This is a genomic window from Neptuniibacter sp. PT8_73 (assembly GCF_047778045.1).
Taxonomy (GTDB): Bacteria; Pseudomonadota; Gammaproteobacteria; order Pseudomonadales; family Balneatricaceae; genus Neptuniibacter.
In genome coordinates, this window is the sequence record NZ_CP180545.1 from 1421472 (window position 1) to 1444341 (window position 22870).

Sequence of the window (22870 nt, forward strand, 5' to 3'; positions counted from 1 at the left end):
TAGAAAATGATTGATCTGAATCGTGTCAAAAGAAGCTATATCACGCGCAATGTTAACTTTGATGATGTTGCTGACGTTGCGAAATTATTGCCTGAGGCAGGAGATCTTTTATTAGCGAGAGTCGATCGGATTCGTCAGCACACTCGGCTTGAAAACCCCTATGGACGCCGTGAACACCTTTTTGTGGATGATCTGATGATTGTGGCAGCGGGTGATCGTTATGCGACGGATCAGTTTCACGCTAAGTCACCTGCGCAGTTAGGCAAAACTCAACTTGTTGCTGCCGGAGGTATCGCTGGTGATGTGATCAGTAAAAGCTCTCAGGTAAAAGCTGCGACTGAGATTACAGCTCTAGGGGTGTTGGTTAATAGCCAAGGGCAGAAAATTAATTTGGAAAATTACAGCACGCTTAAAGATGCTTATCTACATCCATCGGCCAATGAAATATCTGTTTTGTTAGTTGTAGGCAGTGACATGAACAGTGGTAAAACCTCAATGGCCGCATCGCTAATTAATGGCTTTACGAAAGCGGGATTTAAGGCTGCAGCCGCTAAACTAACAGGTACAGGATCTGGGCCTGATTATTGGAAGATGGTTGATGCTGGCGCTTATCAAGTGAAAGACTTTCTTGATGCGGGTTATCCAACCACGGTTAATCTAAGTGAAACAAAATTGGTTCAATTGCTACAAAGGCTGAAAATGGATGCAGTTCAAGCCGATGCCGATCTATTAATTGTTGAATTAGCAGATGGAGTTTTACAGCCACAAAACAAAGAACTACTCGCCAATGGTCGCTTACTTAAAGAAGTGAGTGCTTCTATGATTGCAGCTGATAGCTCCACGGCTGCTGCATTTTGCGCTGAAAAAATGATTGAAGCTGGATTTCCAATCTATGGTTTAGGCGGGTTATTTACTCGCGCTGCTATCTGTGCAGAAGAGGTGCAAGGAACTTTAGGTTTACCGATTTATTCCTTAGCAGAGTTGCGTAATCCAGATACGGCTAAATCGCTGATGGCTAGTTTGGAGAGGGATCATAGTCATGTTACCTCCTATGCTGTCTAAACAACGTTGGAAAGGACTAGGTGGATTGATCCTAATTGGGTTGATCCAGACAGCCTGTTTCCTTGGTTTAATGACCTTGGCTAAGGATCAGTTGGGCCATGAGCAGTTTTCATTCGATATCGCTATTACATCAATTGTGTTAGCTGCGATTTTAGGATTGGCGGCAGCTAGATATTGCGAACGTTATTTTGCTGAACGAATAGCTCAAGCTTATATCTGTGAGTTAAGAAATACGGTGTATAAACACACGTTAGCGCTACCTGTGAGTGATGAGGCTCTTAGCAGAGGTGGTACTTTATTGCGGCTCACAGGGGATATGACACCAATTCGAAATTGGATGGTGCACGGAATAGCTCCGCTGCTTGTACTGGGAATTTGGTTATTAGCTGCATTTGTCGCACTAAGTCAGATTCATTGGACATTGTTAGTAACAGCTTTTATACCGCTGGCTTTTGCTGTCTTGGGTAATTTTTATTTAGGTAAGGGATTATATCGCTCAACGGTGAGTGTAAGGCGTGAAAGAGGACGTTTAATTAATGCGACTAACGAACGTTTAGCTCTTTTTAAATTAATAAGATTGTTCAACCAATCTGGAAAAGAACAGCGAAAGTTTTCTCGTAGTGCTGATCGCTTAAAAACGCGACAGATGCGTAAAGCTCATGCTTCTTCTCTAATTAGAGGCTTTAACGAAGCAGTTCTACTGATATCTGTGCTTGTTATCGTGATGCAGGGGCTAAATCTTAGTCAGGCTGGGCTTATTGCAGAAACTTACATTCCTGTATTGCTGGTAGCGTCTTTGTATTTGGTTAATCAGCTTAGAAGGCTTAGCCGCTTATATGAGCTTTGGACCTTAAAAAAGGTATCCGAAGATAAGTTAGGTGCTTTTTTAGAGCGTGATATCGTAGGTTTACAAAGCAAGCGCCGGCTACCTAAAAGGGCCTTTAAAGTTGAGTTAAAGAGAATGGCTGTTAAGCAGCGTTTTAGCCCGATTTCTTGTGTGATTAATGAGCAAGATCGATTGTTGTTACGAGGTGCTCAAGGGGCAGGTAAGAGCTCTTTTATGGAAGCATTAGCAGGTATTGTTCCGATCACGAGTGGGAAGCTTAGATTTTGTGGCCGAAGGAACTCATTGATTCATCCATCTATCTGGGCCCAAACAGTTTCACTTGTGAGCCCTGAACTTCCTCTACTGAAAGGAACGCTAAGTAGTAATCTTTTCTATGGTGCAAGGAAAAGGTCAGAAGAGTTTACACAGAAGGTTATTGAAACAACCGGTCTGCAGGCATATTGCTCTGATAAAGGAAGCGAATTAAAAATTGAAGAAAGGGGGTCAAATTTACCCAGCAATTTAAGGTTTAGGGTTCAGCTAGCAAGAGCTTTGCTAAGGCGCCCAAAGCTATTGCTTATCGATTCCGATGTCGCGTTAAAAAGTCCTGATATTAGAAGCATGTTGGTGGTTGTATACAATCGCTTTGATGGAGCAATTGTTATTGCCGAGGAGCTGGAGGAGTTAATGCCTCTGACGAATGGTGATATTAAAGTCTCAGCAAGTGGCGATGCTAAACCCAGCAATGTTGTTGAATTTCCAAGGGGGATAAATCATGAACTTGCTTGAAATACCTGCGCCAGGCGATGCTGTTCGTTGTATTTACCCGTCAATTAAATCATTGCCTGCGAGGTTATACCGTCCAAAACAGCTGAAGGATGATACTCAGGTCATTGTTGCGGTGCATGGAATTTCCCGGCAGTACGATGATCAGTTGGAAGCTTTTAGAACGCTTGCCGACAAGTTTGGCTGTTGGCTTGTGGTGCCTGAATTTGAGAAAGGGGCTTTTCCACAATATCAAAAGTTATCTAAAGGCCCTTATATGCCACGTGCCGATATTGCGTTGAATACGCTTCTCATCGCATTTAGAAAACATGTGGGGTTGCCGGAATTTAAAATTAAATTGTGTGGTTATTCGGGTGGCGCACAGTTTGCTCACCGATATGCACTTTTCCACCCAAATAAAATAGCCTCGCTGGTTATATGTAGTGCGGGTTGGTACACCATCCCTAATCGAGAAGATGCTTACCCCTATGGATTGAAAGAAATACCTTCTTGGATGGGGAAAGCGCAAATAGATAGCATGCTCAATATTCCTTTAATGGTTGCAGTTGGCGAGCGAGATACGGTTCGAGATAAAAGTTTAAGGACTGGGGCGCGTGTAGATAAAGCGCAAGGAATGAATCGGCTTGAGCGTGCCCACACTTGGTTTAAAGAATTGGCGAAATTGAAGGGCCAATTATTAGGTGTAACTAGCCCACGCCTTTGTGTCTTACCCGAGCAGGGGCATGATTTTTCGGGTAGTTTTTTTGCTAGTGGATTAAAGACTTGTATTGACCAGTTTTGGTCAGAATGTAATCGGAGATAAAGATGACAACTTTGAGAACAATACTTGGGATGAGTGCAATAGTTATGTTGGTGGGTTGTCAGGTTAAGCCTAGCGATGGTCCTTTAACTCGCTTGAATGGATCAGAAATAAAAGCATTGTTTGTGGGTAAAACGGTTGAATCTTTCAACGTTATATCCGGTAGTAGCAGTTTCACATATTACGCTGCGAATGGACTTGTTGAACAAGAGCGTTATTGGGAAGAGCGAAAGGGCATCTGGAAAGTAAATAACAAAGACGAAATCTGTTTAAGTATGGAAGGAAAAGAGTTTCGTTGCCGAGGAATCTATCGACAAGGCGATAAAATCTATAAATATAGATTGGGCGATGCTGGACAGTTAGAAAAGGTTATTAGATATAGACAGTTTATCGATGGAAATACGCTGTAAAAAAATCCCCGGCTTGCCGGGGATTTTTTTGCTTAACCTCGCTTCTGAAGCGCTTCGATACGCTTATCAAGCGGAGGGTGACTAGACATCAATTCCATCAGGCCCGACTTCATATGGCTGCTAATACCAAAGGCAGTTAGCTGGCCAGGCATCTGATCGGGCATTTCGTATTCAGCTTTTAGACGTTGTAGAGCACCGATCATTGCATGGTTGCTAGATAGATCTGCTCCTGCTTCATCTGCACGGAATTCGCGGTAACGGGAGAACCATGAAACGACAAACGATGCCAAAATACCAAAGATAATTTCGAAGATAATTACAGTGACGAAATAACCTATACCTGTACCTGCTTGGCTTTCCTCATCATCGCTCTTAAGAAAACTGTCGACTGCGTAGCCTGCAATACGCGCAAAAAACATTACAAAAGTATTTATAACGCCTTGAACTAAGCTCATTGTAACCATATCACCGTTAGCTACGTGGCCAATCTCATGTGCCATTACTGCTTTTACTTCCTCTTTCTGGAAGCGCTGCAATAGACCTAAGCTCACAGCAACTAATGCGTCATTCTTATTCCAGCCCGTTGCAAATGCGTTTGCTTGTTGAGCAGGGAAAATGCCAACCTCAGGCATTTTAATACCTGCTTTTTCCGAAAGCTCAGCAACAGTATCTAAAAGCCATTGTTCATCAGAGTTACGTGCTTGGGTAATGATCTCTGTACCTGTTGTCATTTTCGCCATTTTCTTAGATAGGAATAGCGAGATGAATGAACCAGCAAAACCGAAGACAGCACAGAAGATCAGCAAACTGGTCATATTTAGGCCAGCACCGGAAACATAGTGGTCAACACCCAGTAGATTAAGGGTAATGCTGGCAACGATTAGCACAGCGATGTTAGTTAACAGAAATAAACCGATTCGCATCATAAGTGAAAGATTTCCTATTGTTTAAGCTCATTGCTTAGATAGGGGCGGATGATAAAAGTTTCAAGTCTATTTGTCCTTTAATTACTGGTGTCAATTTCCGCCCGCGCCTATAATTTAGCCCCTTTTTATGACCCTTTGGATACAGGATCTCAGATGCAGCAAGTCTTAACAGTCGTAAAGCAGCAAATACCATTAGCGATGGGTGAATCGCGCCGGATTTTTCATGGCCGTGGACACTGTTTTCCGGGATTTGAGCATCTGGTAATTGATTGGTTTCCTCCATATGCCGTAGCTCGGTTATATAAAGAGGTTGAGCCTGAGTGGGTTGCGGAATTAAGTGACACTTTAAAGAGTGTAGATGAAATCGAAGGCTTGGTGATTCAGCAGCGTTCTCGGGGTAAAGAAGCGCAGCAAAATGTTGCTTGGGGCACAGTGCCTGAACAGATGAATACGATGGAACTTGGACTCTTCTATCAGGTCAAACCTCAACGCAATCAAAATAGTGGTTTGTTTTTGGATATGCGTGAGGGGCGTAAATGGGTGATGCACAATGCGGGTGGTAAGCGCGTGCTAAACTTATTCTCATATACCTGTGCTTTCTCTGTAGCATCTTTGGCTGGTGGTGCTGATCACGTTGTTAATGTCGATATGTCGAGAGGTGCGATTAATACAGGTCGGGAAAATCACATCTTGAACGGTTTAAATGGAGACCGTGTTAAATTTTTGGCGTACGATCTATTTAGGTCTTGGAAAAAGGTGCGTCAATATGGCCCTTACGACTTGATTGTAATTGACCCGCCAAGTTTCCAGCCGGGGAGTTTTGTCGCTGAAAAAGATTACCGTAAAGTTATTCGTCGTTTGAACGAATTAACTCAAGAGGGTGGTCAGGTTCTAGCCTGTCATAATGATCCGAAAAATGGCACTGAGTTTCTAAAGAATTTGATGTTGGAAGAGTGTCCAGATTTTAAGTTTGTTGAACGTTTAAATAATCCGGAAGATTTTCCGGAAGCTGAACCCGAAAAAAGCCTTAAAGTGTTGTTATACGTAAGGGAGAAGTGAGTGGAGCTAATTTGTATTGATTTGGAAGCAAGTGGGTTAGGCGCTGAGTCTTATCCGATTGAAATCGCTTGGATTAACGATGAGACAGGCGAACAAGATAACTTTCTGATTAATCCAGATTCTGCAGCCGGGTGGGCATATTGGGATGAGTATGCCGAGGAGATGCACGGTATAGACCGAGAAGAAGCGGTAAGCAAAGGGCTTGATATTAAGCAAGCCTGTTCACGCTTAAATAAAAAGCTAAAAGGTAAAACGCTGATTAGCGATGCATTTGAATTTGATCTGTTTTGGTTAACCCGCTTATTTGAAGCGACGGGAGTTCAGCCAAGCTTTCGTATGGCAGGGCTAGATCGAATTTTAAGCAAAGAGCAACTTATTCAGTTTGGCTTCTTGGCTAAAGCTCAATTTCGACGCCATCGTGCATTACAAGATGTAAAAGATATTATCTCTTGTATCAAAGCTGTTACAGCAACTGGTACCGAACCAGTTTAACGGTTGAGATACAAAAAAGGCAGCCTAGGCTGCCTTTTTCAATGTTAAAGCTGAAGTTAATCAGCTAAACCATCCAAACCTGATTCAAGATTTAGTGCTTCCTCTAGATCACCAAACGTATCTGCTGAGACACCTGCTAGCGTAGCAACACCTTGAGGGAAATTACTCTGAAGTGCTTCTAGGTTGTCTTTATTGCTGATCGCTGAATTCACGACACAGGCTAGATTTACTACAGCAGCAAGTGCTGATGGCTCGTCAAAAGAGGTTGGTTGCTTATGTTGACGTACCGCTGTGCCAAGCTCCTCTGGGAAGCTCCACATATTTAATAAAGCCTGACCAGCTTCAGGTGCAGTAAAACCTAAATGTTCTACCTCTGCATCGCAACGACTGCAATTTGACTCATCTATCAGTGCTTGAATTTCCTGAGCTCGTGTTGGTTGAGATAGGTGTAAGAGAAGGCGACCAATGTTATGAATAAGACCTGCAGTAAAGGCAATATCAGGATCAACATCGGTATCTCGTTCAGCAAACCATTTTGAAAGAGCGGCGACGCGGAATGATTCGCTCCAGAATTTTTTCAGGTCTAAGCCTTCCACTTCTTTAACCGAACCAGCAATACCTGAAGCGATAACAAGCGTTTTAAGGCGAACCATACCTAGCATTACAACCGCTTCATCAATAGATGATACTTTGCGTCTTAAGCCAAAATGAGCAGAGTTTACAAGTCGAAGAATTTTTAAAGATAGAGTCTGATCTTGTGCTACTTTTTCAGCAATTTCGCCGTAGTCTGCAGCAGGGTTATTTAACTGTTGAATTAACTGTCTTACGACCTCGGGAACATTGGGCAGTTTGTCTGTTTGCTCAAGTAGTTCGCGAATCTCCATATGCACTCCTTAGAGATCAGATTCTTGTTATTGAGCTTTCTGCACACCAACACCCGTATCAACAAAAAGCTCTTATTAGATAATTAGAGTTCTATGATGTTATTTGCAAGAAGTTTTTGATTATTAGGCAAAAAAAAGCGGCTGGTGGCCGCTTTTTAATCAACTAATCCTCATTGAGGACTAAGCCTTCAATTTGAGATCGAATGCCTTCGTACTGTCCCATCTCTTCAGGCATAAAGTAAAGCTTGTAGTAACAACGGTCGACCAAACGGCCTTTTTTATCGTTAACTGTTTCTTTGTAAGAACCATATAGGTAGTTCATTTGTACGTGAATAACACGCGTATGGGGGGGGATGGTCACTTCGTGATGCTCAAGGTCGTAACGAACCTTAGACTCTTTGATTGTATAGAAAGAGACTTCTGCGACGTGATTTAGGTTGATCAGAAAGTTTGATGTAACAGGAACAAGGTGGCGCTGTTCTAAGCCGTTGTGCTCCATATAGATACCGCAGTTTTTTCTTACCTTTATAAACATTGATTATCCTATTAACTCTAAAGGCGAATACGTAATATAGAGCTTAGTCTAGGATGGTCTTATTACAATGAGATTACAAAAAACGGCCATCAAAGATGGCCGTTTTTCTTATTGCTCGTAGGTTTTGAGGAAGGTACCTATCCTTTCGATAGCGTCCTGTAACTCATCTTTACGAGGTAAGAATACCAAACGGAAATGTTGTGTATCTGGCATATTGAAGCCGCTGCCCTGGACGATAAGGACTTTCTGTTGCAGTAGTAGATCCAAAGCCATCTTCTCGTCATTTTTGATCGGATAAACTTCTGGATCCAATTTGGCGAACAGGTAGAGCGCACCTTCTGGTTTCGTACAGCTTACGCCTGGGATCTCGTTAAGCATCTTCCAGGCTAGATTACGCTGCTCGTAAAGTCGACCGCCCGATACGATCAATTCATTGACGCTCTGGTATCCACCTAGTGCCGTTTGAATGGCATGTTGGGTGGGTACATTTGAGCAAAGGCGCATGCTAGAAAGCATCTCTAAACCTTCGATGTAATCACGGGCATTATGCTTTGGTCCGCTTACAATCATCCATCCAGAACGGAAACCTGCTGCTCGATAAGATTTAGATAGACCGTTGAAGGAGATACACAGCACGTCATCAGCAAGTGATGCTAGAGGAGTGTGCACTGCTTCATCGTATAAAATCTTGTCATAAATCTCGTCTGCGAAGATGATCAGATTATGCTCGCGGGCAAGTTCTATAATCTGTTCAAGCACGGCCTTTGGATATACAGCACCCGTTGGGTTGTTCGGGTTGATAACCACGATACCTTTTGTGCGATCAGTAATTTTACTGCGCATATCTTCAATATCAGGTGCCCAATCTTTTTCTTCATCACAACGGTAATGGATTGGGTTACCGCCGCTCAGACTTACTGCAGCTGTCCAAAGAGGGTAGTCAGGCGCAGGAATCAGCATCTCATCGGTATCGTTTAGCAGACCTTGCATTGCCATTACGATAAGTTCTGAAACGCCATTGCCAATGTAGATATCTTCAATGCCTACATTCTTAATTCCGTTTTTCTGACACTCTTGCATCACCGCTTTACGGGCGGAAAACAAGCCTTTTGAATCACAGTAGCCTTGGGAGGCGGGTAGATTCAAAATAACGTCCTGTACGATTTCTTCAGGCGCGTCGAAACCCCATGGGGCGGGATTGCCAATGTTCAATTTAAGGATTCGTTGTCCTTCCTCTTCAAGACGTTTAGCTTCCTGAAGTACTGGACCGCGAATGTCGTAACACACATTGATCAGCTTGTTTGATTTACGGATTACTGGCATTTTATTGTCCTGCAAACCTAGCCGGGAATCTCTGCGGCTAGATGTTGTCCTATGCATAGAGACCTAGGTTGTATGGTATAAGCCTCAGAAAAAAAAGAGACTAATCATACGCCTTTTATTTGTTGAAACCTAGGGAAATGGCGTACTGCAGGCTTTTTTATTATCAGGGAGATTGTATGGCTGAAAAAAACCAAAAGGTCGTTCATTCTGAGCAAGAGTGGCAAGACCGTTTAAGTCCAGAGCAATATCGTATCTGTCGTCAAAAAGGCACAGAGCGTGCTTTCACGGGCGAGTATTATAATAACCAGCAAAGTGGGGAGTACCGTTGTATTTGTTGTGGAACCCCGTTGTTTGCATCAGAGCAAAAATATGATTCAGGAAGTGGTTGGCCGAGTTTTTGGCAGCCTGTAGAGGGTGATGCTATAGACGAGCATAGCGATACAACTCACGGCATGGTACGTGTAGAGATCACTTGTGCAACGTGTGATTCGCATTTGGGGCACGTATTTACGGATGGACCACAACCTACCGGTCTTAGATATTGCGTGAATTCTGCTTCATTAGATTTTGTGAAAAAGTGAAATAGTAGATGAAATCCTTCCAGTGGATTTACGAGCATGTTCAGGCTCATTACCCTGATCAAGATATAGAAGCACTCTTACCTTTAGCTAAAAGTGAATCTGCGTTAGCGCAAGTACCTGATGATCGATTGTTCAGCGACATGATGCGTAGGGTGTTTCGCGCTGGTTTGAAGCACTCTTTAGTTGATTCTAAATGGCCAGCGTTTGAACAAGCATTTTTTGGATTTGATCCAGAAAAAGTCAGTTTAATGAGCGACGAACAACTAGAAAACCTAATGCAGAATGATCAGTTGATCAGACATTGGGGTAAGATAAAAGCCACCCGTGTCAATGCGTTGATGGTTACAGACCTTGCTAGTAAGCATGGTAGTTTTGCGCAGTTGGTCGCTCATTGGCCGGTCGAAGATATTATTGGTTTATGGGATTTGCTCAAAAAACAAGGTCAGCAATTGGGTGGGAATTCAGGAAGCTATTTTTTGAGAATGATCGGCAAAGATACGTTTATTTTGACCGATGATGTTGTTGCTGGACTGAAAGCTCAAGGAATTATTGAGAAAAAGCCAACAGCGAAAAGGGATTTGAAGCTCGTTCAAGAGTGTTTTAATCAATGGCGAGAAGAGTCTGGTAGGCCAATGTGTCAGATTAGCCGTTTGCTCTCTCATACCGTTGGTTGGTAGAAAATAAAAAGCCTGCGTCTTAACAGGTAGCAGGCTTTTTTATTGTAATTTCTATCTATTAGTTAAACTGAATGAAATCTATTAGTTGTTGATCATTCATTGCTAGGTTCATCACGCTGGAAAATAGATCATTTACCAACCTTTCGTTTTCTTCTTCTGAAGGTACGCCCACAAAAGTCTGCTGTTTATCTGCTGTATAAGTACCGGTGTAACTCTTGTTATCTTTGCTTACCGTTACCTTTAACTTGGTATCTAAGCTCACAGTCTGTTTTATTTTTGAATCAGAAGCGTGGTAATTAAGTTCAATAAGACTGATGGTTAGATTAAATTCACCACCGTAGAAGCGAACGATTCCCATATCTTCCAATGCGTGTTCAGTCGTATGCTGTAGAAGATGAAGGCTATCTTTTAAAACAATTGATGGCGCATCTGCTTCACCTGTATAGCGGTAGCCAATGACTGAATCTGCTCTTAAGTCTTTCGGAATAATCTCTACGCGTTTCTCTTTACTCAAGACCCTGGAAACTTGGATCTGCGGGTGTAGATCTAGCGTTTGTGAATTAAATGTCATGCAACCGGTTAAGGTGCTAGTGGCTAATATGGCTAGTAATCCGGTTACTAATAAACGTATCTGTTTCAACTTAACTTACTCCGTATCAGGAATTAGACGGGGGGTTAATGAATTAAGAAAGTCGGCTAAGTTGTCAGCCAGCTTTCTGATAGGCGGTTTGCCTGGGCGCTCTAACCAGACCTCTCCACTAAAATTATCTACACTGATAAAAAAGTCTTCATCTGGTTCCGGGCAGGCAATAAAAAAGGTCAGAGGTCTTTTTTGTTGACGTTTAGAAAGTGCGTGGCCAATTAGATTGCTGCGTAAGCGCTCCATATCTTCATCATTCCAAACTTGTATCAGACTGAGATCGCCATCACTGCAGCTAGCTGGTAGTGGATCTGACCAATAGCGACAGTAGTAATCGATAATGTCTGGATGAATGGATTCTTCAAGAGCCTCCTCTAATCGAGTAAACATATCGCTTGGGGTCGTCTGTAGAGTTGGCCACCAAGATACAGAATCACCATCTTTAGCTTTAGTCGCGTAACACTCTGAAGGCCAATCTGAATTGAATCGGATGAGAGGGTGCTGCGCCTGAATGGTATTAAGCTTCTCCATAAAACTATCTAAAGCTGAAACGGTAGGGGAGACTGGCATATAACACTCTTTATTTAAGTCACTGGTCAGCGAATGATTCTAACTTAATTCAGGGATGTGGAAATAACTTTATAAGTAAGAGAATCGTATTTGTTGGGAAAAACGAGTAGTTGTTAAGTTGATATGTGTAGGATGTTTTTTGAACAGTTTGGTGGAACATACTGTTTTGCTTTGATTTATTCTAACTTACTGATTTTGTACAAAGAATGTGCAATCAAAAAGAATGAAATTTTTTTTGTTTAAACGTTTGACATGGGGAACAAAACCCGTAAAATTCGCACTCCGTTTGGGGCAGTAAGTAACTGTCTTGGACGAACAATGTGGAGCGGTATTCATTTATGGATATCTGACTGTCACTCCAAGGCGAGTGAGGGTCGCGGGTTCGAGTCCCGTGTTATTGTGGAGCGGTAGTTCAGTTGGTTAGAATACCTGCCTGTCACGCAGGGGGTCGCGGGTTCGAGTCCCGTCCGTTCCGCCACTATCTTTAAGAGCTTAGATAGTGACTATTTAGTGGGCGTGTAGCTCAGTTGGGAGAGCGTCGCCCTTACAAGGCGAATGTCGGGAGTTCGAGCCTCTCCACGCCCACCACTAAATAAAGCCCCGGTCGCGGTACGAGACAATATGGAGCGGTAGTTCAGTTGGTTAGAATACCTGCCTGTCACGCAGGGGGTCGCGGGTTCGAGTCCCGTCCGTTCCGCCACTATCTTTAAGAGCTTGGATAGTGACTATTTTAGTGGGCGTGTAGCTCAGTTGGGAGAGCGTCGCCCTTACAAGGCGAATGTCGGGAGTTCGAGCCTCTCCACGCCCACCACTAAATAAAGCCCCGGTCGCGGTACGAGACAATGTGGAGCGGTAGTTCAGTTGGTTAGAATACCTGCCTGTCACGCAGGGGGTCGCGGGTTCGAGTCCCGTCCGTTCCGCCACTATCTTTAAGAGCTTAGATAGTGACTATTTAGTGGGCGTGTAGCTCAGTTGGGAGAGCGTCGCCCTTACAAGGCGAATGTCGGGAGTTCGAGCCTCTCCACGCCCACCACTAAATAAAGCCCCGGTCGCGGTACGAGACAATGTGGAGCGGTAGTTCAGTTGGTTAGAATACCTGCCTGTCACGCAGGGGGTCGCGGGTTCGAGTCCCGTCCGTTCCGCCACTATCTTTAAGAGCTTAGATAGTGACTATTTAGTGGGCGTGTAGCTCAGTTGGGAGAGCGTCGCCCTTACAAGGCGAATGTCGGGAGTTCGAGCCTCTCCACGCCCACCACTAAATAAAGCCCCGGTCGCGGTACGAGACAATGTGGAGCGGTATTCATTTGTGGATATCTGGCTGTCACTCCAAGGAGAGTGAGGGTCGCGGGTTCGAGTCCCGTGTTATTGTGGAGCGGTAGTTCAGTTGGTTAGAATACCTGCCTGTCACGCAGGGGGTCGCGGGTTCGAGTCCCGTCCGTTCCGCCATTTATACCCTTTGGGTAACTTCTCTTTCGAAGTGCTGAAAGAATCGTAATAAGCCATCTGCTTAGTGGGCGTGTAGCTCAGTTGGGAGAGCGTCGCCCTTACAAGGCGAATGTCGGGAGTTCGAGCCTCTCCACGCCCACCACTAAGTGCCCTCCTTATATTTCCTATTTATTAAATTTCTATACCAAGACTTTTGAGTTGTTTACTTAAAGGCTGTATCTGTTACCCTTTCGTTTTGTAAGCCTATGCGCTTATAGCGTAAATAACGCTAACAATTTGTTTCCTGGAATAAAAATAAAAGAGATGGGAATACCTCAGTGAATAATGTGGATGAAACCGTGCTTGTATCACTCTGTCCAGACCCAGTTATAGGGGTTGATGGCTCAGGGGTTGTTCAGTTGTTTAATGCAGCAGCTGAGAAGCTTTTGGGTTATTCGGCTGAAGAAGTTATTGGGAAAGTTAGTATCGCGTCAATATATCCAAGTTTGGAGGAGGCGAAAGAGATTAAACGACTTTTACTGTCGGACTCTTATGGTGCTCCGGGTAGTATTGAAGGTTACGAAGCTAAGTTAGCTTGTAGGGATGGAGCGGTTGTTCCGATTCGTTTATCAGCTGCCATTGTTGATCAGGATGAAGGTGGCAGTATTGGTTTCTTCCATGATTTGACCGAGCGGCAAAGTTTAGAGCAGCAATTGCATAAACTTTCTGTGACGGATGAGTTAACAGGCCTGTTTAACCAAAGACATTTCTACACTGTGATGGCGCAAGAGTTAGATCGTGCTAAGCGCTATAACCATCCTTTAAGTTTGATCTGCTTTGATCTGGATAATTTTAAAAAGGTTAATGATTCTCTTGGGCATCTTGAGGGTGACCGTGTTTTAAGGCTTATTGGCGAGATTCTTCGAGAAACTTTGCGAGCATCTGATGTGGCTGTTCGGTATGGTGGCGATGAGTTTATGGTGCTGTTACCTGAGACCGATATTGATGCCGCAGCTAAAACGGCTGAACGAATTAGGGTGATGTTTAATTCGAAGTGCTCATTTAGTGTTGATCAGGATACTGAATCACTGATTAAGGTATCAGTGAGTCTTGGTGTGACCGAAACAAACGGTATGGAAAATCCAGATCAAATTGTGCAAAGAGCAGATCTGGCAATGTATGAATCTAAGAGTTCGGGCGGGAATAGTACTTTCTTGATTAAGCAACATATTGGTAATTTAGTTCAGACCAATAGTGCTTAAGTTCGAGGGCCTAGATGATGCTGTTATTGTTCTTCAGCATCATCTAGACATTCATCGTCTTCATATTCATCGATATTTAGCAGTAATAATTCTTCAATATAGTCTTCCACGTTTTTCTTCCTCTGTTATTTAAATTTCTTTTAAAGTACTTCATTTATATTTCAATTATGTTGCAGTGCTAGTTAATTACAATGCTTCTTCAAAATCCCGTATTACCCGTGCAGCTTTTAGATACCGATGAGACTATTCAGGCGGGAGTTAAGCTTTATCTGCTTCGCTTGGATCTGACTGATGAAATAGTAAGCGGTAACAAGTGGTTTAAGTTGAAGTACAACCTTCAGCATGCGCTTGAAAAGGGTTATTCGTCGGTCCTTAGTTTTGGTGGGGCGTATTCTAATCATATTCATGCGTTAGCTAAGGCTGGGTCATCGTTTGGGATAAAAACAATTGGTGTTATTCGTGGTGAAGCAGAGTATGCGAATAATCCAACCTTAAAAGATGCGCGAGCATGGGGGATGGAGTTGTGCTTTGTTAATCGTCAGGAATATCGTCTGCGGCATGATTTTGAATATCTTGAGACTCTAAAGACGCGCTTTAACAATCCTTTAATCGTACCAGAAGGTGGAAGTAATAAATTTGCTGTGCAGGGCGCACGAGAAATTATCACGCCTGAGATCCTGGCTAAGGTTAATCCTGATCAAATCGTTTTAGCCTGTGGGACAGGTGGCACATTAGCTGGCGTGGCTTTGTCTGTTCCTGATGTTCCGGTTTTAGGTATACCGGTGCTGAAAAAGGCAGGCTTTTTGTTTTCTGACATCGAAAACCTTATGACTGAATCAGGTGTTGGTCCTACTGATAACTGGGACTTAGATTTGGAAGGGCATTGCGGCGGCTATGCTAAAGTGTCTAATGATTTGTTGGCTTTTATGGAATGCATGTTGAAGGAGTATCAGCTCCCTCTAGACCAGATTTATACTGCAAAAATGCTTAGCCATCTGTTGAAAAGAATTGAGCGCGGTGATTACGAAGAGGGAAGTGCTATTTTGGCTATTCATACCGGTGGTCTGCAAGGAGCTCGAAGTCTAGCTTAAGCTTGATTAACGCCAAATTGTGGTTTTGGTCATAAAGAATCATTGAAAAGAATCTGAAAAATCAGTTAGATAGAATCTGGTTTTTCATACAAACGTTAATCCGGAGAGATAATGGATTACTTTCGTAATATTGGTCTAATTGGGCGTTTAGGTAGTAAATCAGTTATAGATACACTTAAGCACCTTATTCGCTTTTTAGGTGATCGCGGTCTTAATACTATTATTGATGAGCGAATCGCTGAAGTTATGCCGGGTCATGGCCAGCAGACCAGTACTCAGAAGATGATGGGCGAAATATGTGACTTAGTCATTGTTGTCGGTGGTGATGGTAGTCTGTTGGGTGCAGCTCGTTCCCTTGCTCAATACCATGTTCCTGTTCTTGGTGTGAACCGTGGCAATCTTGGCTTCCTAACCGATATCTCTCCAAATGAAATTGAAGAAAAAGTTGGCGAAGTACTTGAAGGTAAGTACACCGTTGATAGCCGCTTTTTGTTGGATGTTATCGTTAAGCGTGAAGGCGTACCTATTGGCGAAGCAACAGCGCTTAACGACTGTGTGCTTCACCCAGGTAAAGCGGCACGAATGATTGAATTTGAACTGTATATTGAAGGGCAGTTTGTATATACACAAAAATCAGATGGTTTGATCATCTCTACACCAACTGGTTCTACAGCTTACTCTTTATCTGGCGGTGGTCCTATTATGCATCCGAAGTTAGATGCTTTGGTACTTGTGCCGATGTTCCCGCATACCCTTTCTAGTCGACCGATTGTGGTTAACGGTAATAGCGAACTTAAGTTGGTTATTAGTCCTAATAATGGTGCTTACCCAACCGTTTCTTGTGATGGTCAAAAAGATATTAGTTGTGCGCCAGGAGATACGATTACGGTTCACAAGAAACCGCATAAACTGAAACTGTTACATCCACTCAATTATGATTTCTATAGTACCTGCCGAGAGAAACTTGGTTGGGGTACTAAGCTCGGAGATTGATGTGACTGATCAGTTTAAAGGCTACGATCTGGTTGGCGATGTCCATGGCTGCGGCCTCAGCTTAGAGCTTTTGTTAAGCAAGTTAGGTTACAGCAAGAAGGATGGAGTTTACCGCCACCCAGAGCGCCAAATGATCTTTTTAGGCGACATCGTCGATCGCGGCCCTAGAATCCGTGAGTCTCTACATATTGTTTACGATATGGTGCAATCGGGCGCTGCTCAGATTGTCATGGGGAACCATGAATTTAACTTTCTGAGTTACTGTACTGAAGGGCATGAGGGAAGTGGTCTTAGCTACTTGCGTGAGCATAGTCCGCGTCACCACCGCATTCTTGCTGAAACCCTAGAACAGTTTGCCGATTACCCTGATGAGCAAGAGATGTTCTTACAGTGGATTCGGGAAATGCCGATTTATCTAGAGTTCGAACATTTCCGAGTTGTGCATGCTTGTTGGCATCAAAAGTTAATTGATCGTTTCGAGGGTGAGTACCCCAATCATATTATCGATGATCGTTTTCTACATCGTTCCTCAAAGCGGGGTACCTTTGAATGGGCGCTGACTGACCGTTTATTAAGAGGAACACACTTAAGCTTGCCTGATGGTGAGGTCATGGTGAGCAAAGACGGCTATCGCAGACGCTTCTTTCGAACCAAGTTTTGGTCTGCAGAGCCGGAATATTATGCAGATGTTGTGTTTCAGCCAGATCCGTTGCCAGAGCATATAGCTCGTTTGAAATTAACTAAGCAGGACCATAATGACCTTCTCTATTACGGCCCAGAAGAGAAGATGTTATTTATTGGTCACTATTGGCGTGAAGGTGTTCCTGAACCTATAACACCTAATATCGCATGTTTAGATTACAGCGCGGTTAAATACGGTAAGTTGGTTGCTTATCGATTGGATGATGAAAAAACTATTCAGCCTGACAAGTTTGTATGGGTTGATGTAAGAACCGAAATCGCCGATGAGTTGGGTCTCTAATGATTAAGGTGCTTTCTGTGCCCTTAGGTGAAGATCTCACAGAGTTTACTCAAATCCTGTGGCGCTACGAGGTGCCGCATCGGGTTGTTGAACTAGAACACACGCAAGAGGTTTGGGTTGCGGTTGGGGTTGAGCCTGCACAGATTGTCGCTTTATATGAGAAATGTCGCCGTGGAGAGAGTCTTGAAGGCTTTGTTTTAGCGATCCCACAAGCAGTAGGTCAGACTGATCTGCTATCTCAAGTAAAACAGGCTTGGATGAGCTGTTTGTTGATCGCGAGTAGTGTGTTACTTACCTTCTTAATCTCTTTTGGTGACAATTTAGAATGGCTGCGTTTATTCACGATTGCGGACATTGTTCAGAAAGATGGTGGTCTTTACAGCTCTGGTTTGGCTGGGACGCTAGAGTCATTTGAAATCTGGCGCTTTATTACGCCTATTTTTCTTCATTTCAGTGAGCTGCATATTGCGTTTAATGCTCTGTGGATCTGGGTTGTAGGTAGTCGTATAGAGATCTATCAAGGCCGATTGGCCCTATGCCTGCTAATTCTCTTTTCCGGTGTTATTTCGAATATTGCTCAGTATTTTGATGCTGGCCCTATGTTTGGTGGTTTATCAGGTGTGGTTTTTGCCTTCCTTGGCTATGCGTGGCTGTGGGATAAAACCCAGTCTGATCATCGAATTGGCTTGCCGCAGAGCATTATGGGCTTCTTAATTTTTTGGCTAGTGCTTGGCTATGCTGGTGTTCTAGAAGCACTGCAATTGGGTGCTATTGCAAATACCGCTCACCTAGTGGGTTTGCTCGCTGGTTTAGCATTTATTCCGTTTGGAAAGCTTTTAGCTACTAGGAGATAAAAAGTGGATCCTGTTTCACTGTCATTAGATCTTAACCATCGTTATCAAGGGCAGTGTGATCGACTTAACCAATTGCCAGAGTGTAATGTCACTGGTCGATATCAAGTCACCTCCTTAGGGCCTATCTGGGTAATGGAGGCTGGGCCTGAAGATGCGCCGCCATTAATCGCTCTGCATGGCTTACATACACCTGCACCGTTTAACCTCGAGCTGCTATGGCCTTTGACTAAGCATTTTCGAGTAATTTCGCCTGATATTCCTGGGCAAGCAGGTAAAACTCCAGGTATTGCGCCAGTGCCTTCCAATAGTGCCTATGCCATGTGGCTCGATCAGCTTTTGGATGCTTTGGGTGTTGAGCAAGCACCTATGGTAGGGCTCTCGTTTGGTGGTGCGGTTTTACTTGATTTAGCTGCTTACAAGCCTGAGCGTATATCTGCAGCCTCTTTGATTGTACCTGCGGGATTCTCTAGACCTTTATGGCGGCCATTGAAAAAACTGATTCTGCCTTTTATTGGCTTTAAAATTCATACCGACCAGCCGCATTTTGATCAGCTAATGAAACCGTTAATGGAAGATAACTGGCCAGAATTGGAACGGTATTATTATTCGACGTTCCAAGCGGGTATCCCTATGACGTTGATACCGCCGGGGCCATTTTCAGAGGCAGATCTGTCCAGATTTAAATCGCCTGTACAGATTTTCACTGCCAGTGAAGATATCTATTTCGATCCAGATCAGTTAGCTGAGCAAGCAAGAGAGAGCTTGCCTAACCTTAAACAGTTAAAAGAACTCGAAGATCTACATATTCCATGTGAAGAGAATAGACGTATGATTCAAGAACAAGTGGTCGCATTTATGCTGAATGAAACAGGGATGTGATAAACTTTGTAGATCCAAAATCAGGTGGTGAGACCTGATAAAAAGTAAGAGATTGATGATGACATACGAACAACTAATTCAAGCAATGACCCCTGATATGCATAAATCCCTTAAGCGTGCAGTGGAGCTGGGGAAATGGCCTGATGGACGTAAGTTAACGCCAGAACAGCGTGATATCTGTATGCGTGCCGTTGTTGCTTATGACTTAGAGCACAAGCCAGAAGAAGAGCGAGTTGGATATATTGATCGTACAAAACAAGACGGTTCTCAGCATGGTAAAGATCCATTGGCTGCCGATACGATTAAAATTCTGACAGATGATAAAAATTAATGCAGATTTTAGCGCAGGGTGCGCTACAAAAAATGCGCACCGAACTAACACCTGAAGGTGTTGTTTACAAATTACCTGTAGGTGACCAGGAAGTACCAATGAATGAGCTCATTGGCAAACCTATCTCCTTAGAATACAAGGGTGCGATCAATTGCACTCATTGTGGGCGTAAAACTAACAAAAGCTTTAACCAAGGTTTCTGTTACCCATGTTTCAAAAGCTTGCCTCAATGTGATCAATGCATAGTTAAACCTGAACTTTGCCATTTCCATGAAGGCACTTGTCGTGATGCAGGTTGGGGAGAGCAGTTTTGCTTCCAGGATCATTACGTCTATCTTGCTAACTCATCGGGTGTAAAAGTTGGTATTACCCGTGGCACTCAAATTCCAACACGTTGGATGGACCAAGGTGCTATTCAAGCGTTGCCTATTTTGAAAGTAGCAACGCGCCTACAGTCAGGCAAAGTTGAGCGCCTACTTGGCGAGCATGTGGCAGATAAAACTAACTGGCGCAAAATGCTTAAGAATGAAGTTGAACCTTTAACGCTTGCTGAAATTCGTGATCTGCTTTTTGAAAAATGTAGTGAAGGTTTAGCGGAACTCGAACATACTTTTGGTATCCAAGCTATTCAGCGTTTGCCAGATGCTGAACAGATAGAGATCAACTACCCTGTGTTGAATTACCCGACCAAAGTGACATCGTTTAATTTTGATAAAACGGCCGAGGTATCTGGCGTTTTGCAGGGGATAAAAGGGCAGTACCTGATCTTAGATACTGGCGTTATCAATATGCGTAAATTCACAGCGTATCAGGTATCTGTATCTGCCTGATAACTGACTAGGTGAAATCATGTCTCAAGAACCCAATGTTATTTACCTTAAAGACTATAAAGTTCCATCTTATCTGATAGAAACCACCGACCTGCGTTTTCAATTGTTTGAGCAGGAAACTCTGGTTACAGCAGAATTAAAAATCAGCCGAAATCCGAAGTGTGAGGATTCAACTCCGAAGCTAGTGCTATTCGGGCACCCAGAGCTAGAGTTATTGAATCTTTCGATTGATGGTGTTGAACACGTTGATTATCAGCGTGAAGGTGAAGAGTTGTTACTTTCTGAACTACCAGAAAGCTTTACCTTAAAAACGCTGACAAAAATCCACCCAGAAACAAATACTGCATTAGAAGGTTTGTACAAATCAGACGGTATGTTCTGTACACAATGTGAGGCCGAAGGCTTCCGCCGTATCACTTTCTATCCAGATCGTCCCGATGTGATGTCTGTCTTCAGCACACTAATTGAAGCTGAAAAGCAGGCTTATCCAGTGTTGCTTTCCAATGGTAACTTAGTTGATAAAGGTGAGCTTGGTGATGGTCGTCATTGGGTAAAATGGGAAGACCCATTTAGTAAGCCGGCTTATCTTTTTGCGTTAGTAGCAGGCGATCTTCAGCACATTAAAGATACTTTTACGACCTCATCTGGACGTGAAGTTGAACTGCTGATTTATGCTGAGCAGAAAGACCTGAATAAATTAGATTACGCTATGCAGTCCTTGAAAAAGTCGATGGCTTGGGACGAGCAGGTTTACGGCCGTGAGTACGATCTAAATATCTATATGATCGTTGCGGTCGACTTCTTCAATATGGGAGCAATGGAGAATAAAGGTTTAAATATCTTTAATACTTCTTGTGTGCTTGCTCATCCTGCTACGACCACTGATATGGGTTTTCAGCGCGTTGAGGGTGTTGTGGCGCATGAATACTTCCATAACTGGTCGGGTAACCGTGTCACTTGTCGTGATTGGTTCCAGTTGAGTTTAAAAGAAGGCTTCACCGTATTCCGTGATGCAGAGTTCTCTGCTGATATGAACTCACGCACAGTGAAGCGCGTAGAGGATGTTGGTGTACTGCGTACTGCTCAATTTGCTGAAGATGCAGGCCCAATGGCGCATCCAATCAGACCGGCTTCGTTTATTGAAATTTCTAACTTCTACACCCTGACTATCTATGAAAAGGGCGCAGAAGTTGTGCGAATGATTCACACCTTATTAGGCCCTGAATTATTCCGTAAAGGCTCCGATCTTTATTTCGAACGCCACGATGGTCAAGCGGTGACAACGGAAGAGTTTGTTTCTGCGATGGAAGATGCATCGGGTAAAGATTTATCTCAGTTCCGCAATTGGTACTCTCAAGCAGGTACGCCGGAATTGCATGTTACTGATAGCTTTGATGCTTCTACAGGTGATTATCAGCTTCATGTGGAGCAGCGCTGTCCGGCAACACCGGGTCAGGAGGAGAAGCTTCCATTCCATATCCCATTAGCTCTTGGCTTGCTTGATGAGAATGGTAAGGATCTTGTATTGGCTGATGGCCAAAGCACTGAAGTGCTTAATATCACAGATGCGCAGCAAACCTTTACCTTTAAAGGCTTAGCGGCGAAGCCAGTGCCTTCGTTATTGCGTGGCTTCTCAGCTCCTGTGAAACTGTTCTATCCGTATCAGCGTGATGAGCTGATGTTCCTGATGGCATATGACAGTGATGGCTTCAGCCGTTGGGATGCGGCACAAAAGCTTGCTGTGGATATCATGCAAGGCTTAATCGCTGACTATCGTGATGATAAGGCGCTGCAGTTAGATGAGCGTTTAGTGTCTGCGTATAAAGCTATTCTGGAAACAGAAGGTTTAGATAAAGCCATGGTAAGTAAGGTGCTAACGCTTCCTTCTGAAGCTTATCTATCTGAACTAGCTGATGAGATCGATGTTGACGCTATCTACAACGTACGCAAGTTTGTACGCCAAACATTGGCAACAGAGCTAGAGGCTACATTGTTGCAGTGTTATCAAACTAATGACCTTGATCTGCAATATTCGCCAGATTCTGACTCCATTGCTCGTCGAAGCCTGAAAAATCTATGTTTATCTTATCTAACTTCCTTAGATAAACCTGAGTATCTGGAGCTTGCTCAAGCTCAATATGCTAAGTCGGATAACATGACCGATATGCAGGCCGCATTGGTGCAAGTGGCTCACTCTGAAAATGACAAGGCAGCTAAAGATTTATTGGATGATTTCTATGATCGCTGGAAGGATGAGAGCTTAGTGGTCAACATTTGGTTGTCTATCCAAGCCTCTAATCCAAAAGAGAAAGCGATTGATCGTGTTAAAGCATTGATGGAACATCCGGCATTTGATGCTAAAAACCCGAACAAGCTGCGTTCTCTGATCTCTGTATTCTGTGCTCAGAACCCAGTTAATTTCCATGAGAAAGATGGTTCGGGTTACCAGTTCCTGGCTGATCGAATTATTGAACTGAATGCTCAAAATCCGCAAATAGCATCAAGAATGGTGACGCCATTGAGTCGTTGGAAAAAATATGACAAAGTGCGTCAAGCGCTTATGCTTAAAGAGCTAGAGCGCATTCGAGACAGTGGAAATCTATCAAAAGATGTCTTCGAAGTGGTGAGTAAAAGCTTGGCGTAAAAAAAATTG

23 protein-coding genes and 10 tRNA genes are annotated in these 22870 nt (G+C 43.5%); 27 read left to right on the forward strand and 6 right to left on the reverse strand.

Annotated features, from left to right (window positions below):
• Nucleotides 1–6: 6 nt before the first annotated feature.
• From ACMXYN_RS06260 to ACMXYN_RS06275, 4 genes are read left to right on the forward strand one after another with little or no spacing between them, the layout of a single operon-like run.
• Nucleotides 7–1062: an AAA family ATPase gene (locus ACMXYN_RS06260; RefSeq protein WP_415893990.1), complete on the forward strand. Its 1056-nt coding sequence runs from the start codon at nt 7–9 to the stop codon at nt 1060–1062.
• Nucleotides 1040–2677, forward strand: coding sequence for an ABC transporter transmembrane domain-containing protein (locus ACMXYN_RS06265; RefSeq protein ID WP_415893991.1), 1638 nt, complete (start codon nt 1040–1042; stop codon nt 2675–2677). Before ACMXYN_RS06260 ends, ACMXYN_RS06265 begins: the two co-directional genes overlap by 23 nt.
• On the forward strand, nt 2664–3476 hold the full coding sequence (locus ACMXYN_RS06270) for an alpha/beta fold hydrolase (RefSeq protein WP_415893992.1): 813 nt from the start codon (nt 2664–2666) through the stop codon (nt 3474–3476). The genes ACMXYN_RS06265 and ACMXYN_RS06270 overlap by 14 nt, the downstream gene beginning before the upstream one ends.
• Nucleotides 3477–3478: 2 nt before the next feature.
• Nucleotides 3479–3883: a hypothetical protein gene (locus ACMXYN_RS06275; RefSeq protein WP_415893993.1), complete on the forward strand. Its 405-nt coding sequence runs from the start codon at nt 3479–3481 to the stop codon at nt 3881–3883.
• Between the two features lie 32 nt (nt 3884–3915).
• Here the strand turns inward: ACMXYN_RS06275 and htpX are convergent, their stop codons facing one another.
• Nucleotides 3916–4809 carry a protease HtpX gene (htpX, locus tag ACMXYN_RS06280; protein ID WP_415893994.1) on the reverse strand — a complete coding sequence of 298 codons (894 nt, stop codon included), beginning with the start codon at nt 4807–4809 and terminating at the stop codon, nt 3916–3918.
• A gap of 153 nt (nt 4810–4962) precedes the next feature.
• On the opposite strand from htpX, the gene ACMXYN_RS06285 reads away from it, so the two are divergent.
• The gene (locus tag ACMXYN_RS06285) at nt 4963–5868 is read left to right on the forward strand and encodes a class I SAM-dependent methyltransferase (protein ID WP_415893995.1); all 906 of its coding nucleotides are present in this window, start codon (nt 4963–4965) and stop codon (nt 5866–5868) included.
• Nucleotides 5869–6360 (forward strand): hypothetical protein, encoded by a 492-nt coding sequence (locus ACMXYN_RS06290; RefSeq protein WP_415893996.1) that lies wholly within the window; start codon nt 5869–5871, stop codon nt 6358–6360.
• 56 nt (nt 6361–6416) lie between these two features.
• Here ACMXYN_RS06290 and ACMXYN_RS06295 read toward each other — a convergent pair whose 3' ends face one another.
• The 3 genes from ACMXYN_RS06295 to ACMXYN_RS06305 all read right to left on the reverse strand — a co-directional run bounded on the left by ACMXYN_RS06295 (nt 6417) and on the right by ACMXYN_RS06305 (nt 9102).
• On the reverse strand, nt 6417–7244 hold the full coding sequence (locus tag ACMXYN_RS06295; RefSeq protein WP_415893997.1) for an HDOD domain-containing protein: 828 nt from the start codon (nt 7242–7244) through the stop codon (nt 6417–6419).
• Nucleotides 7245–7407: 163 nt separating this feature from the next.
• A complete protein-coding gene (locus ACMXYN_RS06300; protein ID WP_415893998.1) occupies nt 7408–7779 on the reverse strand; it encodes a hypothetical protein in 372 nt (123 codons plus the stop codon).
• Nucleotides 7780–7887: 108 nt separating this feature from the next.
• Nucleotides 7888–9102 carry a pyridoxal phosphate-dependent aminotransferase gene (locus ACMXYN_RS06305; RefSeq protein WP_415884148.1) on the reverse strand — a complete coding sequence of 405 codons (1215 nt, stop codon included), beginning with the start codon at nt 9100–9102 and terminating at the stop codon, nt 7888–7890.
• Between the two features lie 176 nt (nt 9103–9278).
• On the opposite strand from ACMXYN_RS06305, the gene msrB reads away from it, so the two are divergent.
• A complete protein-coding gene (gene msrB / locus ACMXYN_RS06310; RefSeq protein WP_415893999.1) occupies nt 9279–9683 on the forward strand; it encodes a peptide-methionine (R)-S-oxide reductase MsrB in 405 nt (134 codons plus the stop codon).
• An 8-nt stretch (nt 9684–9691) separates the two neighbouring features.
• On the forward strand, nt 9692–10360 hold the full coding sequence (locus ACMXYN_RS06315; RefSeq protein ID WP_415894000.1) for a DNA-3-methyladenine glycosylase I: 669 nt from the start codon (nt 9692–9694) through the stop codon (nt 10358–10360).
• Between the two features lie 58 nt (nt 10361–10418).
• Here ACMXYN_RS06315 and ACMXYN_RS06320 read toward each other — a convergent pair whose 3' ends face one another.
• Complete coding sequence (locus tag ACMXYN_RS06320) at nt 10419–11000, reverse strand: YajG family lipoprotein (protein WP_415894001.1); 582 nt, start codon at nt 10998–11000, stop codon at nt 10419–10421.
• A gap of 6 nt (nt 11001–11006) precedes the next feature.
• Nucleotides 11007–11570: a SecY-interacting protein gene (gene syd / locus ACMXYN_RS06325; RefSeq protein WP_415894002.1), complete on the reverse strand. Its 564-nt coding sequence runs from the start codon at nt 11568–11570 to the stop codon at nt 11007–11009.
• A 401-nt stretch (nt 11571–11971) separates the two neighbouring features.
• On the opposite strand from syd, the gene ACMXYN_RS06330 reads away from it, so the two are divergent.
• The 19 genes from ACMXYN_RS06330 to pepN all read left to right on the forward strand — a co-directional run bounded on the left by ACMXYN_RS06330 (nt 11972) and on the right by pepN (nt 22861).
• Nucleotides 11972–12048 (forward strand) — tRNA-Asp (locus ACMXYN_RS06330).
• A 34-nt stretch (nt 12049–12082) separates the two neighbouring features.
• A tRNA-Val gene (locus ACMXYN_RS06335) sits at nt 12083–12158 on the forward strand.
• Between the two features lie 35 nt (nt 12159–12193).
• Nucleotides 12194–12270: transfer RNA gene (locus tag ACMXYN_RS06340), tRNA-Asp, on the forward strand.
• A gap of 35 nt (nt 12271–12305) precedes the next feature.
• Nucleotides 12306–12381 (forward strand) — tRNA-Val (locus ACMXYN_RS06345).
• A 35-nt stretch (nt 12382–12416) separates the two neighbouring features.
• Nucleotides 12417–12493, forward strand: a tRNA-Asp gene (locus ACMXYN_RS06350).
• A gap of 34 nt (nt 12494–12527) precedes the next feature.
• Nucleotides 12528–12603: transfer RNA gene (locus ACMXYN_RS06355), tRNA-Val, on the forward strand.
• 35 nt (nt 12604–12638) lie between these two features.
• A tRNA-Asp gene (locus ACMXYN_RS06360) sits at nt 12639–12715 on the forward strand.
• Nucleotides 12716–12749: 34 nt separating this feature from the next.
• Nucleotides 12750–12825 (forward strand) — tRNA-Val (locus ACMXYN_RS06365).
• Nucleotides 12826–12939: 114 nt separating this feature from the next.
• A tRNA-Asp gene (locus tag ACMXYN_RS06370) sits at nt 12940–13016 on the forward strand.
• A gap of 66 nt (nt 13017–13082) precedes the next feature.
• Nucleotides 13083–13158 (forward strand) — tRNA-Val (locus tag ACMXYN_RS06375).
• 175 nt (nt 13159–13333) lie between these two features.
• Nucleotides 13334–14257: a diguanylate cyclase gene (locus ACMXYN_RS06380; RefSeq protein ID WP_415894003.1), complete on the forward strand. Its 924-nt coding sequence runs from the start codon at nt 13334–13336 to the stop codon at nt 14255–14257.
• A 191-nt stretch (nt 14258–14448) separates the two neighbouring features.
• Nucleotides 14449–15348 carry a 1-aminocyclopropane-1-carboxylate deaminase/D-cysteine desulfhydrase gene (locus tag ACMXYN_RS06385; RefSeq protein ID WP_415894004.1) on the forward strand — a complete coding sequence of 300 codons (900 nt, stop codon included), beginning with the start codon at nt 14449–14451 and terminating at the stop codon, nt 15346–15348.
• 111 nt (nt 15349–15459) lie between these two features.
• Nucleotides 15460–16341: an NAD(+) kinase gene (locus tag ACMXYN_RS06390; protein ID WP_415887726.1), complete on the forward strand. Its 882-nt coding sequence runs from the start codon at nt 15460–15462 to the stop codon at nt 16339–16341.
• Between the two features lies 1 nt (nt 16342).
• Nucleotides 16343–17323: a metallophosphoesterase gene (locus ACMXYN_RS06395; protein ID WP_415894005.1), complete on the forward strand. Its 981-nt coding sequence runs from the start codon at nt 16343–16345 to the stop codon at nt 17321–17323.
• A 17-nt stretch (nt 17324–17340) separates the two neighbouring features.
• The gene (locus tag ACMXYN_RS06400; RefSeq protein WP_415894006.1) at nt 17341–18177 is read left to right on the forward strand and encodes a rhomboid family intramembrane serine protease; all 837 of its coding nucleotides are present in this window, start codon (nt 17341–17343) and stop codon (nt 18175–18177) included.
• A 3-nt stretch (nt 18178–18180) separates the two neighbouring features.
• The gene (locus ACMXYN_RS06405) at nt 18181–19056 is read left to right on the forward strand and encodes an alpha/beta fold hydrolase (RefSeq protein ID WP_415894007.1); all 876 of its coding nucleotides are present in this window, start codon (nt 18181–18183) and stop codon (nt 19054–19056) included.
• 58 nt (nt 19057–19114) lie between these two features.
• Entirely contained in the window at nt 19115–19387 is a 273-nt protein-coding gene (locus ACMXYN_RS06410) for a YeaC family protein (protein ID WP_415884159.1), read from the forward strand.
• Nucleotides 19387–20217 (forward strand): DUF2797 domain-containing protein, encoded by an 831-nt coding sequence (locus ACMXYN_RS06415; protein ID WP_415894008.1) that lies wholly within the window; start codon nt 19387–19389, stop codon nt 20215–20217. The genes ACMXYN_RS06410 and ACMXYN_RS06415 overlap by 1 nt, the downstream gene beginning before the upstream one ends.
• Before the next feature lie 19 nt (nt 20218–20236).
• On the forward strand, nt 20237–22861 hold the full coding sequence (gene pepN, locus ACMXYN_RS06420) for an aminopeptidase N (protein ID WP_415894009.1): 2625 nt from the start codon (nt 20237–20239) through the stop codon (nt 22859–22861).
• Nucleotides 22862–22870 lie beyond the last annotated feature (9 nt).